15 protein-coding genes are annotated in these 17,219 nt (G+C 34.2%); 13 read left to right on the top strand and 2 right to left on the bottom strand.

Features of this window, described 5'->3' with window-relative positions; translation table 11 throughout:
- Positions 1-317 precede the first annotated feature (317 nt).
- From ACECE_RS0210760 to ACECE_RS0210745, 5 genes are all read left to right on the top strand, one after another.
- The gene (locus ACECE_RS0210760; RefSeq protein WP_010681222.1) at positions 318-2,795 is read left to right on the top strand and encodes a stalk domain-containing protein; all 2,478 of its coding nucleotides are present in this window, start codon (positions 318-320) and stop codon (positions 2,793-2,795) included.
- A 348-nt stretch (positions 2,796-3,143) separates the two neighbouring features.
- Entirely contained in the window at positions 3,144-4,214 is a 1,071-nt protein-coding gene (locus tag ACECE_RS0210755) for a DUF4178 domain-containing protein (protein ID WP_010681221.1), read from the top strand.
- 17 nt (positions 4,215-4,231) lie between these two features.
- A complete protein-coding gene (locus tag ACECE_RS29295; protein WP_010681220.1) occupies positions 4,232-4,429 on the top strand; it encodes a DUF350 domain-containing protein in 198 nt (65 codons plus the stop codon).
- A gap of 13 nt (positions 4,430-4,442) precedes the next feature.
- Positions 4,443-4,646, top strand: a complete 204-nt coding sequence (locus ACECE_RS29290) for a DUF350 domain-containing protein (protein ID WP_010681219.1) — start codon at positions 4,443-4,445, stop codon at positions 4,644-4,646.
- Position 4,647: 1 nt separating this feature from the next.
- A complete protein-coding gene (locus tag ACECE_RS0210745) occupies positions 4,648-6,171 on the top strand; it encodes a polyamine aminopropyltransferase (RefSeq protein ID WP_010681218.1) in 1,524 nt (507 codons plus the stop codon).
- A 25-nt stretch (positions 6,172-6,196) separates the two neighbouring features.
- On the opposite strand, the gene ACECE_RS0210740 is transcribed toward ACECE_RS0210745, so the two are convergent.
- Entirely contained in the window at positions 6,197-6,877 is a 681-nt protein-coding gene (locus ACECE_RS0210740) for a hypothetical protein (RefSeq protein ID WP_010681217.1), read from the bottom strand.
- A gap of 294 nt (positions 6,878-7,171) precedes the next feature.
- Here ACECE_RS0210740 and ACECE_RS29285 point away from each other — a divergent pair, with 294 nt between their 5' ends.
- Positions 7,172-8,335, top strand: coding sequence for a copper amine oxidase domain-containing protein (locus ACECE_RS29285; protein ID WP_010681216.1), 1,164 nt, complete (start codon positions 7,172-7,174; stop codon positions 8,333-8,335).
- 143 nt (positions 8,336-8,478) lie between these two features.
- Here ACECE_RS29285 and ACECE_RS0210730 read toward each other — a convergent pair whose 3' ends face one another.
- Positions 8,479-9,510 (bottom strand): AI-2E family transporter, encoded by a 1,032-nt coding sequence (locus tag ACECE_RS0210730; protein ID WP_456049001.1) that lies wholly within the window; start codon positions 9,508-9,510, stop codon positions 8,479-8,481.
- A 302-nt stretch (positions 9,511-9,812) separates the two neighbouring features.
- On the opposite strand from ACECE_RS0210730, the gene pheA reads away from it, so the two are divergent.
- From pheA to hpt, 7 genes are all read left to right on the top strand, one after another.
- Complete coding sequence (gene pheA / locus ACECE_RS0210725) at positions 9,813-10,646, top strand: prephenate dehydratase (protein ID WP_010681214.1); 834 nt, start codon at positions 9,813-9,815, stop codon at positions 10,644-10,646.
- A gap of 131 nt (positions 10,647-10,777) precedes the next feature.
- Positions 10,778-11,116 (top strand): MazG-like family protein, encoded by a 339-nt coding sequence (locus ACECE_RS0210720; protein ID WP_010681213.1) that lies wholly within the window; start codon positions 10,778-10,780, stop codon positions 11,114-11,116.
- Positions 11,117-11,213: 97 nt separating this feature from the next.
- Positions 11,214-13,223 carry a DHH family phosphoesterase gene (locus ACECE_RS0210715; protein ID WP_010681212.1) on the top strand — a complete coding sequence of 670 codons (2,010 nt, stop codon included), beginning with the start codon at positions 11,214-11,216 and terminating at the stop codon, positions 13,221-13,223.
- A 50-nt stretch (positions 13,224-13,273) separates the two neighbouring features.
- Positions 13,274-13,720, top strand: a complete 447-nt coding sequence (gene rplI, locus ACECE_RS0210710) for a 50S ribosomal protein L9 (RefSeq protein ID WP_010681211.1) — start codon at positions 13,274-13,276, stop codon at positions 13,718-13,720.
- Positions 13,721-13,734: 14 nt separating this feature from the next.
- On the top strand, positions 13,735-15,078 hold the full coding sequence (gene dnaB / locus ACECE_RS0210705) for a replicative DNA helicase (RefSeq protein WP_010681210.1): 1,344 nt from the start codon (positions 13,735-13,737) through the stop codon (positions 15,076-15,078).
- Positions 15,079-15,131: 53 nt separating this feature from the next.
- Positions 15,132-16,529, top strand: a complete 1,398-nt coding sequence (tilS, locus tag ACECE_RS0210700) for a tRNA lysidine(34) synthetase TilS (protein WP_010681209.1) — start codon at positions 15,132-15,134, stop codon at positions 16,527-16,529.
- Between the two features lie 38 nt (positions 16,530-16,567).
- Complete coding sequence (gene hpt / locus ACECE_RS0210695; RefSeq protein ID WP_010681208.1) at positions 16,568-17,119, top strand: hypoxanthine phosphoribosyltransferase; 552 nt, start codon at positions 16,568-16,570, stop codon at positions 17,117-17,119.
- Positions 17,120-17,219 lie beyond the last annotated feature (100 nt).

Below are 17,219 nucleotides of genomic sequence, written 5' to 3'. Positions count from 1 at the left end.
TTTAATATTGATTGAAGTAAGTCCTCACTTACAATAAATGCCGAATATTGTTATTGGGGATGGTTCAATATAAATATATTATTAATCAATTTCTAATACCAGTTAGATTTTTTTAATACGAAAAGGCCAACCTTGTTATATGAGGTTGGCCTTTTCATATATATTTTTATATTCTTTCAGCTATTCCCCCAGGTTATTAGCAAATTGCAATATTAAAATATCATTAAATAAATCCCAGATAAAAGACAAATTAGCTAAGATAAGTTAAAATATATAGTGGGATGATAATTGTAATTAACACAGGGAGGAATTTATAGGTGGGGAAATTAAAATGGTCATTTTTGTGGGTTATAGTCTTCTTTATAGCTGTCAATTTGTTTGTATTTCCCTTCAGAGTCAGCGCAATTACAGAGGCTGATCAATCAAAGCTTGGCAAATGTGTAATCCTTTACATAGGAAGCCCGAATTCATATGTTAATACCATAAAAACAAAGATAGATAGTGACAATGGAAAAGTTGTTCCTATCATCAAGAATGGGAGGACACTAGTTCCTGTAAGGTTTATATCAGAAAGCCTGAGTGCCAGTGTTAATTGGGATAGGGATACATCAACCGTTATGATCTCACTGAATGGAAATACAGCAGTATTAAAGCCCGGAAAGCATACTATGCTTTTAAACAATGAAGAAAAAGGACTTGATGTACCTGCCGAAATCATAGAAGGCAGAACATATTTGCCGCTTAGAAGGCTGGTAGAGGACGTTTTGGAGAAGAACATTTTTTATAACAGAGGTCTAATAATTATAAGTGAAAAGGATAATTCTTTTGATAAAGATGCAGATAAAAGCTTGATTGATGACTTGATATATATTTATGGAAAAGATAATGCAACTACGCATATTTCCGGAGGAAATGACCATACGGTAGCAATAAAGGAAGATGGAACTGTCTGGGCATGGGGTGATTATGGGGACAGAAATATCCCTATCCCTGAAAGAGTGCCAAATTTGGATGACGTTATTGATGTATCTGCAGGAAGCAAATATACGTTGGCATTAAAAAGTGATGGAATAGTATGGTGCTGGGGTGAAATCAACTCCGGGTCGGGCGATAAAAGGTATATCAATACACCAGTTAAAATGGAAAAGTTAACTGGTGTTAAGAAGATTTCAGCTGCTTATGATGGGCATTGCCTGGCAATGAAGAGTGATGGAACGGTATGGACATGGGGAATTGATTTATCTTTGGAAATAGGGCCGGAACCAGTTCTTGTGGATGGTTTATCCAATATAGTGGATATTGCTGCAGAAAGCTATTATTCTTTCGCCCTTGATAAGGACGGAGCAGTTTGGACCTGGGGAGAAAATAAAAGTGAATTGCCGGAAAAAGTAAAAGGTATTAGTGGTGTTATAGATGTTTCTGCAGGTCAAAGTCATGTCCTTGCTTTAAAAAATGATGGGACTGTTTGGGTATGGAAATATGATGATCAGGCTCTGGTTTATAGTGGGCAGCAAGAAGGAGCAGACTTATCCGTGCCTATTCAGGTTAAAGAGCTGAGTGGGATTGTTGCAATTTCAGCCCGTGGAGGAGGTCACTCAATAGCTTTAAAAGATGATGGTAGTGTCTATATATGGGGATCCAATTGGTATAAAGATGAATCAAATTATCTGACACCTGTTATGATTTCTGAGTTGAGCGGTGTCAGGGAGATAGCCTCTGGAAATGGACATTTGCTGGCACTCAAAAATGATGGTTCACTTTGGGCATTTGGGGGTAATGGAAATGGTCAGATCGGTGATGGTTCTTTTATCACTAGAAAAAAGCCCGCAATAACTTTATTTAATAGAAATCCTTTAAAAACAGAAGTGTTGGATGTTTCTGCAGAAAACAAGTTAGCATATGAGTTTGATAGTCAAACAGAAGAAGTATTAGATGGTCTGGCTGAAAAGATCATGTCTGAATATGGATACGACCATTATGAAAAGTTTGTCCAGCGTGACAAGATGGAAGTTGTTATTGTTGATAATGCGAAGGAATTCATTAATTCAATTCAACCAAATTGTGAGATAATTTTAAAGACCGGAGAAGTCTACAATTTAGCAGAGGCTGTAAATGAAGTTGCAAATAGTAAATATGTACATGTTGATGGCTCTGAGTTAATTATAAAAGGTATTGAGAATCTAATAATAAGATCAGAATCAGCTGATCCGGTAAAGTTGGAGAATAAGGGTTTTGCAAACATATTAAATTTCGAAGATTCAATGAATATAATAATTGATGGAATATATGCAGTACATGAACTTAAAAGTGGTAGTCTTTCATCTGATGTATTATCATTTTCAAATTGCCAAAAGGTCTGTGTAAATAACTCGATTTTATCTGGGGGTAGTAATGGAGCAGCACTTTCAAAAGTTAATGGTTTTGTCTTTGATAATTCAGTAATTCGAGATTGTAAAGGCGGAATTATGAATATACTGGATTCAAGCAATATAATATTTAACAATTCCAAATTCAAAAATACTGTAGTTTCTTCTGACCTTATTAATATTATGAGTAGTAAGAATGTGTTATTTACGTCCTGTGAGATAAGTAATAACGTGGTTGTTCATAGTGGGGAGGATTCTAAGTACCAATTATTCAATGGGTACTTTGTTGAACCCATACTTCTTGTCAGAGATACGGTTATACAAAATAATGAAGCAGATTATATGCGGGTTTATGAAGATGACATTTATTTTAAGAATACAGCTTTTGATAATAATAGTTTTGCAAAAGGTGTGTATGAATTTGATTAAGAACAGCAAGTTAAAGACCAATTTTTAGATAAAGTATTTGGGGAATAGCTTTCTTTAAAGGTTATTTATACTAAAGGTGAAAATAGGTAAACAAACTGCCTTTCTTTATGCGTTGACCGGATTACACATATATGGCTGGCAAAGGCTGGTAATGGCTTGTTATTGTATTAATGATGAAAATATAGTACAATTATAAAAGCATATCCTTATTATTTTATAAAGGCTTAATATAAAGGTGTTCAGATTATTTTCTGTTAAGCAAAATCAATATTTTGAAATATTAATGAAATCTAAAATTATGGTTTGCAGTTTGATTTTGTGTCTTCAAGGAAGGAATGGTTGAAGAAAATGAAAGATTATTTAAAAATGGGGCAAGTAGTTGTTGTCAAAGGAATTGAGTACAGTGTTTATGGGATGATTAAATTTAAAGAGGATATGTGGGAATGGCAGGAATATAAAATTGTTGATAACCAAAATAATGTTAAATGGCTTAATATTGAAGAAGATGGAGGACGATTGATTTACTCTATCTACGAAGAGAATTACGCAATAAGTAACTTGAGTGCAAGCCATGTTAATGTATATGGTGAAGAATATACTTCGTACGATCAAGGAATAGCTTATGTATGTGATTATTGGGGTAAAGTTGATGTTGACAGAAATGAAAGGTGCAATTATAGAGAATTTATAAATAGAGCTAACACAAAAATAGTTGCTATTGAAGATTGGAATGGCGAAATAGAAAAAAGTTTAGGTGTTTTATTGCAAGAAAAAGATATCTTGATAACAGATAACTTTAATAAAGCTGCTGGCCTTAATTTGAATTCTTCGCTATTTTCGTCATCATCACCTTCTTCAGGCTTACCAATGAAGAAAATAGTGACTATTATGGTATCGGTAATTATAGTTATTCTATTTGGAACAATTGTATCCACGGGATCCATTGGAGGTGCTCCAATAGATAAGTTTTTGAAGAACAGTTCCAAATTTGAATATGTTACCTCTACAACCAACAGTGATAAAAAAATAGCACGTGTATATAAAACTACATTAACTGTTGATGAAGCTGTCAAAGCAATAATAGATGGAGTGCCGAACGGTATAACCAAGGTTGCAGATGTAGCTGATACTACCGATGATGATAAAAACGACGCTGGAATAGGATTGTTTTCAAAAAAAGAATATGCTTTTGTGTATACCGCAGAAGAAAATGTGACGTATGTTCAGGTTTCGAATAAAGATTATGTGAATTCTTCTTCGAGAGCTTATCATTCAAGGCATTCACACTTATCACATTATTATAGAACATATACTTCAAACTCTACAAGTACCACATATTCGAACTATTTATCATCTGCAAGGCAATCTAGTGTCAGGTCTAGATCATCTTCAGGTGGAGGAACCAGTTCAGGAAAATAAAAAAAGGAGGCAGCAAGATGGGATATGAAATTTTAGAAACACTTATTTATGGATTGTTTGGGATCATTTGCATGTTTGCGGCTACATTTTTAATTGATTTAGTAGTTCCGTATGATTTCCCAAAGGAAATTAAAGAAAAAAACCCGGCAGCAGGATTTATGCTGGCAGGTATATACATTTCGGTTGCAATAATTATAAGAACAGTAATAATGTAAAGGAGAAAACAATATGCAGGATATTATGATTAAGATATTTGAAATATTGGTATATGTGGCTATAGGGGTATTATTCTGTATAGGAGGATACTTTATTTTAGCCAAGAATAAACATTATAATTTGAATGAAGAAATTGACAACCATAACAAGGCAGCAGGAATTATGGTAGCCGGATATTTTATTGCAATAGCAATTATAATGAGCGGAGTATTATAAAATGCAAGATACAAATGAAAAAAAATTTGATGGCAGACTATTATTAGTTGCGACCCTATTGATATCTATCTGCTCAATCATATATGAACTTATGATAAGCAGCATAAGTACTTATCTAAATGGAGACAGCATAAAGCAATTTTCTGTTACAATTGGCTTGTATATGAGTGCTATGGGAATAGGCTCATATATTTCGAAATTTGTAAAAGAAAACTTGTTTAACAAATTTATTTTTATAGAGTTGTCAACAGGGTTATTAGGTGGATTCTCCACCTTTATCCTTTTTATGTCGAATATCTATACTAAAATTTACTATTTGGTTATGTACTTAATAATAATAGCAATAGGAATTTTGGTTGGACTTGAGATACCTTTACTTACGCGTATAATTGAAGAAAATAACAGTAACATAAGAATAAATCTTGCCAATATTTTTACCTTTGACTATATTGGTGGATTGCTAGGCTCTCTTGCTTTTCCATTGATTTTGTTTCCTCAATTAGGTTTTATCACAACATCCTTTCTTGTTGGCTGCATAAATATATTTGTATCTTTCTTAATTTTATACAAATATAGGATGTTTATAAAATCTTATAAAAAGATACGGATTATTATAATAGTGGCTTTTTTGATAATAACGGGGTTTTTATTGAATGGAGGCATTATTGCAACTAAGATTGAAGATGGGCTATACAGGGATGATATAATCTACTCAAAGCAAACTATGTATCAAAAAATTGTTATGACTAAACACAAAGATGATTTGAGATTGTTTTTAGATGGAAATATACAATTTAGTTCAGTTGATGAATATAGGTATCATGAGGCCCTAGTCCATATCCCCTTTATGTTTGCAAAAAACCACCAAAGAATTTTGATATTAGGTGGAGGCGATGGGCTAGCGGCAAGGGAGATGTTAAAGTATAAAGATGTCAAAGAAATTGTTTTAGTAGATATTGATGCAGAAATGACCGAATTGTGCAAAAACAATAAACAAATAGCAGGACTAAATGAAGCATCTTTATCTGACAAGAAAGTTACAATTTTAAATGAAGATGCTTATTTATATGTGTCTAAGAATGAAAACAAGTTTGATGTTATAGTTATTGATTTGCCGGACCCGAATACTGAAGTTTTAAATAAATTATATACCAACGTTTTTTATAATTATGTTAAGGCCAATTTGAATAAAGATGGAGTTGCTGTTGTACAATCTACAAGTCCGTATTATGCAAAAAAGTCTTTTTGGTGTATTAATAAAACCTTGTCAACTCAATTTAAAAACGTAATTCCATATCATATACAGGTGCCGGCATTTGGAGAATGGGGATTTAACCTTGTATATGATGGAGAGGTTAGCACTGGAAATTTGGAAATACAAACGAAATATCTTACAGATGAAAACATAAAGAGCCTGTTTGTTTTTGGAAAAGATGAAAAGGTTGATTTAGATACTATAAAGATAAATGATATGTTTAAACCGGCATTAATTGAATATTATAACAATGACGTTGAGAATTGGTAATGACCGTCTAGTGATAGTCGTCTGATTATTTTGCTTTATATTCCTCAAAAATTGCTTTATTGTCATTTAGGTCAAAATAACCTTTTTTATTGTCACCATAACTAAATGTCACTATATTATACTTACTACAAATAGATTCAAATGTTACTTTACCTCTACCAGCATACCTCAATTTATCATACTTAACACTAAATGAATCTTTGCAATATACTTTGTTAATTATTATGCCTGTTGTACTATCTAATTCACAACCGGCTAGCAATATATTATATTCAGTACCTGCAACAGTGGTAAAATCCATATCGCGTATAAGGTCTTCGCCGAACACTGTTGCCATTTTGCTTTCTTCAGGGTTTGTAGTAATTTTTATACTGTCAGCTGGTCGAGCATCATTCCCTTGTTTTATATTGGCCTTGTTATAATTTGGCGCAGAATTTCTGTTTTTTTCTAAATCAGCTACTTGCTTTTCACACTTTTCATGTTGTTCTTTCAACTTTTTACTAAATTCAGTTTCTAATTCAACTTTTTTCTCTATATTATCAGGTACTTCTTTGCCTTTACTTATGTATTCTTGCCTTACTGCTATTAACTCATCCAATTCTGGGTTTATAGATTTTTCATCAGCATGTGAAACTATATATGTTTCAGAGAAGGCAACAAGCGAAGCTAATGCAATCGAACTAATGATCCATATTCTTTTATTCATAATAATTTACCATTCCTCCGTAATTTCTTTGATTGTCAAAGTACTTTCTTTATATAGCTTCTTTGCTAATTGTAACATTTATCCAGTGTTAGTCAAGAAGAAAAAATATGAAAACTCTTGCATAAGGAAATTTTCATTTCTTATATCAAGTTGATGCTAAATAAATGTACTCAGATATTGGAAATTAGACCATTTTATATTATAATGCATTCAACCGATATTATAATGCATGAACTTTTTTAAAAAGATTTACGTCTAAAAAAATAAAAGCTTTGAAGTGAAAGGAGAATGTCTATGAAAGAGCGTAAGAAGATTATGATTTTTACCTTAATTGCAGCTATTGCGGCATGCCCGTTATGTGCTTTTGCAGTAGGAGAAAACAGCACATCAACACCTGCGGCAAAGGAATCCAACCAGCTAAACATTACGGGTGTTGTAACCTATAAAAGACTTGAAACAGGTTATTATGAGGTGAATGGCTATAGGCTTGAGGGAGGGTATGATTTCAGTAAATATGAAGGCAAGAGGGTAGTTGTAAACGGAGAACTCAGCAATTCCATGAGCATTTTTATGAATAAGGCAATTAAAGTTTCTTCAATAACCGAGGTGAATGCTGATGGTTTGCCGGCAGGGGAGGAACAATTGGTCTTAGAGGGCACAATTTTGTTAAACACCTTAGAAGGTGGTTTTTACGAATTGAAAGGATTCAGGCTTACAGGAGAATATAATTTCAGCGAGTATGCAGGTAAAGTTGTAATTATATCCGGAGTAGAGGATACCAGTCCGAGTGCTTATATGACCAAAGCCATAAAGGTAAGCAGTATAAAACTGAGTGACGAGGATAAGTACTATACAGAAATTGAAACAGAGCTTGAAGAGACTATAAACCAACTGGAAAATGTTAAAGCTAATATGCCGGACTATATTAAGCAGTATGGTGAAGGTTCAACTAAAGTAAATCAATATATGGAAGATATAAGAGCCCTTAAGGATAATGCTGTGGGAATTTTAGAAGAGCTTGTAAGGGTGGATGGCAAGAGTGTAGACATTGCTAAGTATGAAAAACTCGGTAAAGTGCTTGGCAGTAGTGAAGAACAAGTTATTAGCTTATATATCAATGGTATTAAGACAGGGTTTGAGCAGGGTGAACATCCCTTTATTGAAAGCGGAAGAACTCTTGTGGCATTCAGAGCTATTGCAGAAGGCTTAGGAGCAGAAGTGTCATGGGATGAGGATACTAAAAAGGTTACTGTCAAAAAAGATGGTATAGTTATAGAATTGACAATCGGAAACACAACAGCGTATGTTAACGGAAGTCCTTTAAAACTCGATGTACCTGCAAAGATAGTAAATGGAAGGACGGTAGTACCACTCAGATTTATCGGTGAATCTCTTAATACAAGCGTGGATTGGGTATCGGAAGGTCAAATCGTTGTAATTGGAGAAAAGCTGAAGTGAGCAAATTAGTTATTATCTGAGAAATAATAATCGCAGGCAGCATGAAGACGAATTTCAATGTTGCCTGCCGTTTTTTTGTCATTAAATAATTTGCCAGAGAAATTAAAGTGAATTGGCAAATGTGTATAAATAATAAAAAGTGGTTAGGTCAAATCAGTAGGTTTTAATTTACTATGATTTAATTTTTCTACCTTATATATTCTGTAGACATTTTTAATGGTAACTGATAAAGCTGCATATACAGGTACTACTATCAGTAGCCCGACAAAACCATATAAAGCAGATCCTATCATAAGAAGAAGGATTACAGTGACAGGATGTACGTTAAGCTTTTGTCTCATGATCTGTGGCGCTATAAAATTTCCGTCAATTTGTTGTACTATTGTCTCGAGAAGGAAAACTTTAACGGCCATTAGTGGATTCATAGTCAGACCAACGAATATAGCAGGGATAATACCAATGTATGGCCCAAAGAAGGGAATAATAGCTGTAATTACTACAAAAATCGATAAAATCAAAGGGTATTTTATGCCGATTATTAAATAACCAATGAACATAAGTATTCCATCGGCCATAGCAACAGTCATCTGCCCTACAAGGTAGGAAGAAAGAGCTTTGTCGATGTCATACAATATTTTTTCCACATTTGCAACATGCTTTTTTGGAAGATGCTCAATAAGGTTTTTACTAAATTCTTCATCGTCTTTTAGAAAGTAAAAGAGTATGAATGGAATCATTAGAATTATGGTGCTTATATTTGTAACTGTTGACAGAATGCCCATAAAGAAGTTTTTTGAATTGTTCATAAGGCTGTCAAGTATTTCCATGCCTTTTTGTTCGAGTTTATCTATGGGTAAATACTCAAAGATTTTATTATTCATAAAAGCATCTCTTGAAAAGTATGAAATGTCAAAATTGGTATATAGTTCGGACATAAGATCATCAAACTGTTCAACCACAATTACGCCAATATTTGTACCTATTGCTATAATGAGAATAATTGCAACTATAAAAGTAATTACTATTGAAGCGGTTTTTGGAATTCGGAATTTTTGAAATAATCTTACTAGAGGTCTTAGAATATAATAAAGTATAAGTGAGGCAAGGATTGGTGCAAATATTGCTGCTACCAGTTTCCTGAACGGTAAAAGAAAAAAGTCTATTTTCCCAAACATAAATATTATTAGTAAAGTAAGTAAAGTACCTACTCCATATTTGAAAAATTTATGATTGAACCACATTTTTCATTACCTCCGATTACGATAAAATATTAAAAGCATCAAGATAAATAATAACATATTTTGACCAAATCACAATATGTATATATGAATGCTGAAAATATAAATTCGGCCATGAGAAAATCTGAAGTAATTTTCAATTGTTCCTTATAATCAATGTTGAGATGACATATTTAAAACTTTACTAAATAGTGTTATTATATAAATAATGTTTGCGATACTGAAAAAAGGGGATTTATATGTTGAAAATCGGATTTTTAGGACCTAAAGGTACTTTTTCACAGGAAGCTTTGCTTGAATATAAAAAAGGAAATAATGATTTTATTGAGTGTGCCTATAATACTTTTGCTGAAATAATTTATGCAGTAAATAGAGATGAAATTGATGAGGGAATAGTGCCAATTGAGAATTCATTGGAAGGTGCAGTAAGTGCAACATTAGATACTCTTGCAACCGATGTTGATCTTAAAATAAAAGCTGAGATTGCCATCGAAGTGAAGCAAAATCTTTTGATCAGGAAAGGTACAGAGCTCGATGGAATTAAACACATTCTTTCGCACCCGCAGCCAATCGGCCAGTGTAGAAATTACCTGGAATCTAATTTTCCTAATGCTGAAATAAGATTTATATATAGTACTGCAGAGGCTGCAAGGGAAGTTGCTGAGGCTAATTTTAATATGGCAGCTATAGGCTCGAGTACCGCAGCAAAAGTATATGGTCTAGATATCATAGCTGAAGGCATTCAAGACAGTAAGAATAACTTTACCAGGTTTGTGGTAGTATCAAAAGAAGCTGCTCAAAAAGCTGCAAAGAACAAGACTTCGATAGTGTTTTCCACAGAAGACAGGCCGGGAAGCCTCTATAGAGTATTGGATATTTTCAGTCTGTGGGATATAAATATGACCAGGATTGAGTCAAGACCTGCAAAGAATAAACTTGGAAAATATATATTTTTTATAGATTTGAAAGGCCATATTGAGGATGATGATATAAGAGATGCTTTGACCATGGTTCAAAGAAAAGCTTCATTTTATAAGTTCCTGGGTTCTTATCCTGAATTTGATAGGGAATAGATGAAAAATTACTCATGTATCATAAATTTAACTTAATGTTTTTTTGGGAAATTACACACTTGAAAAATTATTAATGTTATAATATATGGCACATGTTGTTTGTAATTATTAAATTCTAGTGGAGTGGTTTTATGGCTTTGTTCGACAAGGAAATTGACATAACCAGGAATATCAAAATAATTGAATGGCTTAAAAGTGAACTTCTAACGGATATTGCAAATTTGTTCAAGGTTTTGGTAAACGGGGTTAAGGAAGAAGTGCATGAATCTGTTTCCGATACTTTGTCAAATATAATATTGATATGCTATTTGTTAGGCAGGCGTTTAGGTATAAGCTATAACTCAATTGAATTAAAAATTGAGAATAAAGTTAAACTTGGCCTGATTGAAAACCATGATGTAGAAAAACATTATGGAGATTTGTCTGAACTGTCAAGACATTTAAATAGTTCAAGGATAAAGAAACAATAGAGAAAAGCGTATCAAAATCTGTTTTAAATGTTTATTGATGCAAGGATCATTTATTTTGTATTTTTAAATAGTGATACCTTTAACAGGAGATATATTTATGGACAGTAAAAAGCATACAGGGATTTTTATTCCAAAGGCGGGCTTTTATCTTTGGTCAATATTTATTCTATTGGCAGTAATTGCTTATTTGGATTACAAAATTGCGCTGCCTGGCTTTGTAATATTCATTTTTTTAGTGTATTATAATTACAGATCCAATTATATAAGGCACAAAGAGATTACCAAATACATTGAAAACTTAACATTAAATATTGATACAGCTACAAAGGATACCTTGCTGAATTTTCCAATGCCCCTTGTAGTAATAGAGGTAGATGGAACTATAATATGGTACAATTCATCTTCTAAAGAGATTTTTGGTGGAGTGGATCTGCTTGAGAAAACAATACACTCTTTTGTTAAGGAATTGGACGCTGATAATATTGGGAACGAGCAGATGAATTTCTCAAAAGAAATTGTTGTGAACGATAGGAATTACAATGTTTTGGGTAACTTTGTAAAAGTTGATAGCAAAATTGATGAGGATGGTTTTATACTACTTCTATATTTTATTGATAATACTGAGCTTGTGAAAATGAAAAAACAGTATTATGATGAAAAGGTAACTATAGGACTTATTGTTGTAGACAACTACGACGACCTGATGCAGAGCACGGAAGACTCAAAGCGTCCTCAAATGCTGGCAGAGATTGATGCAAAGATAAATCAGTGGGTCAGCAATACCGGCAGTATTATTAAGAAATTTGAAAGAGACAGATACCTGTTTGTTTTTGAATATAGGTATATGAAGGAATTTGAAGAAAAGAGATTTGAGATTTTAGACAATGTGAAAGAAATAAATCTTGGAAATAAAATTCCGGTAACCCTTAGTATGGGGATTGGATTGAATGGAGAGTCTTTTTGGGAGAATTTCAAGTATGCTAGCGCTTCGATAGATATTGCATTGGGAAGAGGCGGCGATCAGGTAGTTATAAAGGATAGTAAGGATTTCATCTTTTATGGCGGCAAGTCCAGGGAGCTTGAAAAGAGGACAAGAGTAAAAGCAAGGGTTATTGCATATGCGTTAAGAGAGCTCATTGATCAGGCTTCAAATGTAATGATAATGGGACACTACAATTGTGATATTGACTGTTTGGGTGCTGCAGTAGGAATTTACAGGGTGGCTAAGAATCGTAATAAGGAAGTTTATATTGTACTCAACAGCTCGAACCCAACAATTGATAAGTTTGTTTCCAAAGTGGAGAAAAGCAACGAATATGAGAATATATTTATTGCGACCAATGATGCCTTAGATAAGATAGGAAAAAAGACTTTATTGATTATTGTGGATACCCACAGACCTAAATATACAGAGGCTCCTGAATTGATCAGATATACGGACCAGATTGTCGTAATCGATCATCACAGAAGAGGCGCTGATTATTTGCAGGAGGCAGTTCTTACCTACCACGAAACATATGCATCCTCGACTTGTGAGCTTGTTACCGAGATTTTGCAATATGTAGAGGAAAAGGTAAAATTGAAACCGATAGAGTCTGAAGCCTTGTATGCAGGAATTGTGGTTGATACCAAAAACTTTACCTTTAAGACCGGAGTGAGAACTTTTGAGGCTGCAGCGTTTTTAAGAAGGCAAGGAGTTGATACTGTAGCGGTTAAGCAGTTGTTTCAGAATGATATCGATACGTATATCAATATTTCCAACACTGTTAAGGATGCAGAGATCTTAATGGATAATATTGCAGTTTCTGTTTGTTCTCCAATTATAAGGAATTCCGCTTTGATTGCTGCACAGGCGGCAGACCAACTTGTGAGCCTGGCAGGTGTGAATGCAGCTTTTGTTATGAGCTCAATAAATGGCAGCATTTCTATAAGCGGTAGATCCCTAGGAGATGTAAATGTTCAGATGATATTGGAAAAGCTGGGCGGAGGGGGACATATGACAGTAGCAGGAGCGCAGCTTCAAGGAGTGTCAATTGAGGAAGCAAAGGAAAAGTTGAAGAATGCCATTTTGGAGTATATGGAGAATATTAAAAAAGAGGAAACTTAAGGTTTGTTAGAGTATTATAGATTAATCAATTGTTTAAGGAGAGATATAAAATGAAACTAATATTAAAAGCTGATGTTAAGGGATTGGGCAAAAAGGAAAGCATGGTAGAGGTAAGTGATGGTTATGCAAGAAATTTTCTGCTTCCAAAGGGGCTTGCGGTAGAGGCAAGTTCAGCAAATATAAATGTTATGAATACTAAAAAAGAAGCCGAAAAGAATAAAAAGGCCAAAGAGTTGCAGCAGGCAAAGGATTTGGCGGAGAAATTAAAATCTATAACTGTTGTATTTAAAACAAAGGCAGGAGAAAGCGGAAAGCTGTTTGGATCTATTACAACAAAAGATGTTGCGGACAAGCTCTTAAAGGACCACAAACTTGACATAGACAAGAAGAAAATCAACATGAGTGATGCGTTAAAGGCGTTAGGTACATATGAAGCGGAAGTAAAGCTTTATCCTGGGGTGTCAGGAAAGCTGTCAATAAAGGTTGAACAGGAGTAAGAAGAGGTAAAGATATGGATATAGGTTCATTAGGTAGAATACCACCTCAAAATCTAGAGGCAGAGCAGTCTGTCCTTGGTTCAATACTTCTTGATAAGGAAGTACTTACAAATGTAACTGAAATAATTAAAAGCCAGGATTTCTACAGGGAAGACCATAAGGAAATATTCGAAGCGATCATAGATCTTTACGAAAAAGCAGAACCTATAGACCTAATTACTGTAGCGGAAAGACTCAAAATAAGGGGTACTTTGGATAGTGTTGGGGGACTTGAATATCTTACCAACCTTGCAAATGTTGTCCCCACTACTGCAAACGCCAAACACTATGCTAAGATAGTTGAGGAAAAGGCGATTTTGAGGAACCTGATCAAGGTGTCATCCAGTATAGTTAACATGGGCTATGAGGCTTCGGAAGAGGTCTCTTATGTATTGGATAAGGCTGAAAAAGGCATTTTTGATCTTCTGCAAAACAGGAATACTCAAGGATTTGTTCCTATAAAGGATGTTTTAGTAGATACCTTTAACAGACTTGAAGAATTGTATAACAGTAAGGGTAATATTACCGGTATTCCTACTGGATTTGCAGATCTGGACTATAAAACAGCGGGCCTTCATAATTCAGACCTGATTCTGATTGCGGCAAGACCTGCTATGGGTAAGACAGCCTTTGTGCTGAATATTGCCCAGTATGCAGCAATACATTCAAGAGTTCCTGTAGCCATATTCAGTCTGGAAATGTCAAGGGAACAGCTGGTTAATAGAATGTTGGCCTCAGAGGCCATGGTTGACAGCCAGAGGATGAGGACCGGTAAACTTGAAGACAGTGACTGGCAAAAGGTTGCAAGAGCTTTAGGACCGTTGTCTGAGGCGCCAATCTATATAGATGATACGCCTGGGACAAGTATAATGGAGATCAGAGCCAAGTGCAGAAGGCTTAAAATTGAAAAGGACCTTGGGCTTGTGGTTATAGATTATCTTCAGCTTATGCAGGGTAAGAGTGGAGGCAAATCCGATAATCGTCAACAGGAGATATCAGAGATTTCCAGATCTCTTAAAATTCTGGCAAAGGAAATAAATGTACCTGTAATTACATTATCACAGCTTAGCCGTGCTCCTGAACAGAGGCAGGATCACAGACCGATACTGAGTGACCTTAGAGAGTCTGGAGCAATTGAGCAAGATGCCGATATAGTTATGTTTCTTTACAGGGATGATTATTATAATCCTGATACAGATAAAAAGAATGTAGCAGAAGCTATTATTGCTAAACATAGAGCCGGTTCTACAGGTACTGTTGAGCTTGCATGGCTCGGGCAATATACCAAGTTTGCTAATTTGGAGAAATTCAGGGAATAATATTATATAAGTGTTACTACTTATAATATTGTTTCATATATAGGTATATAATTATGATAACGAGGATTTTAGATACAATTAAAAAGAATGGCATAATTAAAAAAGGAGACAGGGTAGTAGTTGGAGTATCCGGAGGCCCTGACTCGGTTTGCTTGCTCCATGTCCTTTGGAGGCTCAGAAAAGATTTTGATTTATATATTGTGGCAGTTCATATAAACCATATGTTAAGGGGCAGCGAATCTTGCAGAGATGAGAATTATGTAAAAAGCCTTTGCAGTGAATTGGAAATTGAATTGCAGTCTATATGTGTTGATATAAAGAAGGTTTCCAAAGAAAAGAACATGTCTTTAGAGGAGGCCGGAAGAGAAGAAAGATACAGGCATTTCGAAATAGTTGCAGACAGTGTAGGGGCAAGCAGAATCGCTGTTGCTCATAACAAAAATGACCAGGCTGAAACTGTTTTAATGAATATAATCAGAGGATCAGGGCTTGATGGGCTAAAAGGAATGGATTATATCAGAGGAAGGATTATAAGGCCGCTTCTAGACATTGAAAGAAATGAAATAGAGGCTTATTGCAGAGAAAACAGTTTAAACCCAATAACTGACAGTTCAAATTTGGAGGATATCTATTCAAGAAACAAGATTAGATTAAATGTTATCCCATATATTGACACGCTTTTTGGCTGTAACTTTGTAAAGAGCGTTGACAGGTTGAACAGGCTTGTAAAGGATGATATCGACTTTATTGACGGTAAAATAAAAAAATCGTATTACGCTGCAGTTCTAAGAAAAGAAAATGAAGAAGTTGAACTTCTATTGGGTAAAATAAAAAAGATGCATATTGCGGTAAAAAGAAGAATTATTAGAAAGGCAATTAATGAAGTAAAAGGCAATGTTAAGGGAATTGAAAGCTTACATATAGAAAGAGTTTTAAATATGATAGATAATGGAAGGGTTGGCTCGAGGCTGGATCTTCCAGGAATAAAGGTAGGAAAATCATATGAGAGCATAAAGTTTTACAAGGATGAGAAACCCGCCGATAAATTTGATTTTGTTGCCAGTTTATGCATACCTGGGATTACTAAAAGCAGAGATAATAGGCATTTGATAGAGGCTTCCGTTATAAATGATTACAATACCGTTGACAATAAAGGAATAAAAGGCAGTTCTCTAATACAATATTTTGATTACGATAAACTAAGTGAGGAAATAAGTGTAAGAAAGAGAAAAGAGGGAGATTGCTTTAAACCTATAAATTCCAATGGTACAAAAAAATTAAAGGAATATTTTATTGATAATAAAATACCAAGAGAAATGAGAGATACTATTCCTTTAATTGCCATGGAAAGTGAAATTATCTGGGTCATTGGTTACAAAATAAGTGATAAATTTAAAGTAACTGAAAATACTAAAAGAGTATTAAAGTTAATTTATAAAGCCAACTTTTAAAGTGCAGGAAATAAAATTTTACTATTGGGAGGAACCTTATGTATGGGGATATTCAAGAAATTTTGGTCACCAAAGAATCATTGCAGGAAAAAGTAAAAGAACTTGGCAAAAGGATATCTGGTGATTATGAGGGGAAAGAACTTGTATTAATTGGGGTGCTAAAGGGAGGAGTTGTTTTTTTTGCTGACCTCATAAGGTATATAACCATTCCAATTGAAATGGATTTTATATCGGTATCAAGTTATGGCAGTTCAACAAAATCTTCAGGTGTTGTAAGAATAATTAAGGATATAGATATAGATATAAGCCATAAACATGTACTTATAGTAGAGGATCTTGTGGACACAGGTCTTACGCTGAGATACCTGAAAGATTTATTTGAAGACAGGGGACCTGAGGATGTAAAGGTATGCACCGCTTTAGATAAGCCATCAAGGCGTAAAGTAGAAGTGCCGCTAGCATATAACGGCATAACTATTCCTGATAAGTTTGTAGTAGGATATGGTCTCGATTTTGACGGGAAATACAGAAATTTGCCGGATGTGTGTGTACTAAAACCCAGTGTCTATGCTAGTGACGATGATAAATAAGTAAAATTTTATTGTTAATTTTAAAGGTTTATTGTGTTTTAACTTTTGTTATGTTAATATAATGTAAATATATATAATGGCAGATATACACTGCTATTTA

This window comes from Acetivibrio cellulolyticus CD2 (assembly GCF_000179595.2).
GTDB classification, from domain to species: domain Bacteria; phylum Bacillota; class Clostridia; order Acetivibrionales; family Acetivibrionaceae; genus Acetivibrio; species Acetivibrio cellulolyticus.
Note: the sequence above shows the minus strand (reverse complement) of the source record. Positions and strands in the feature narration are given on the sequence as shown.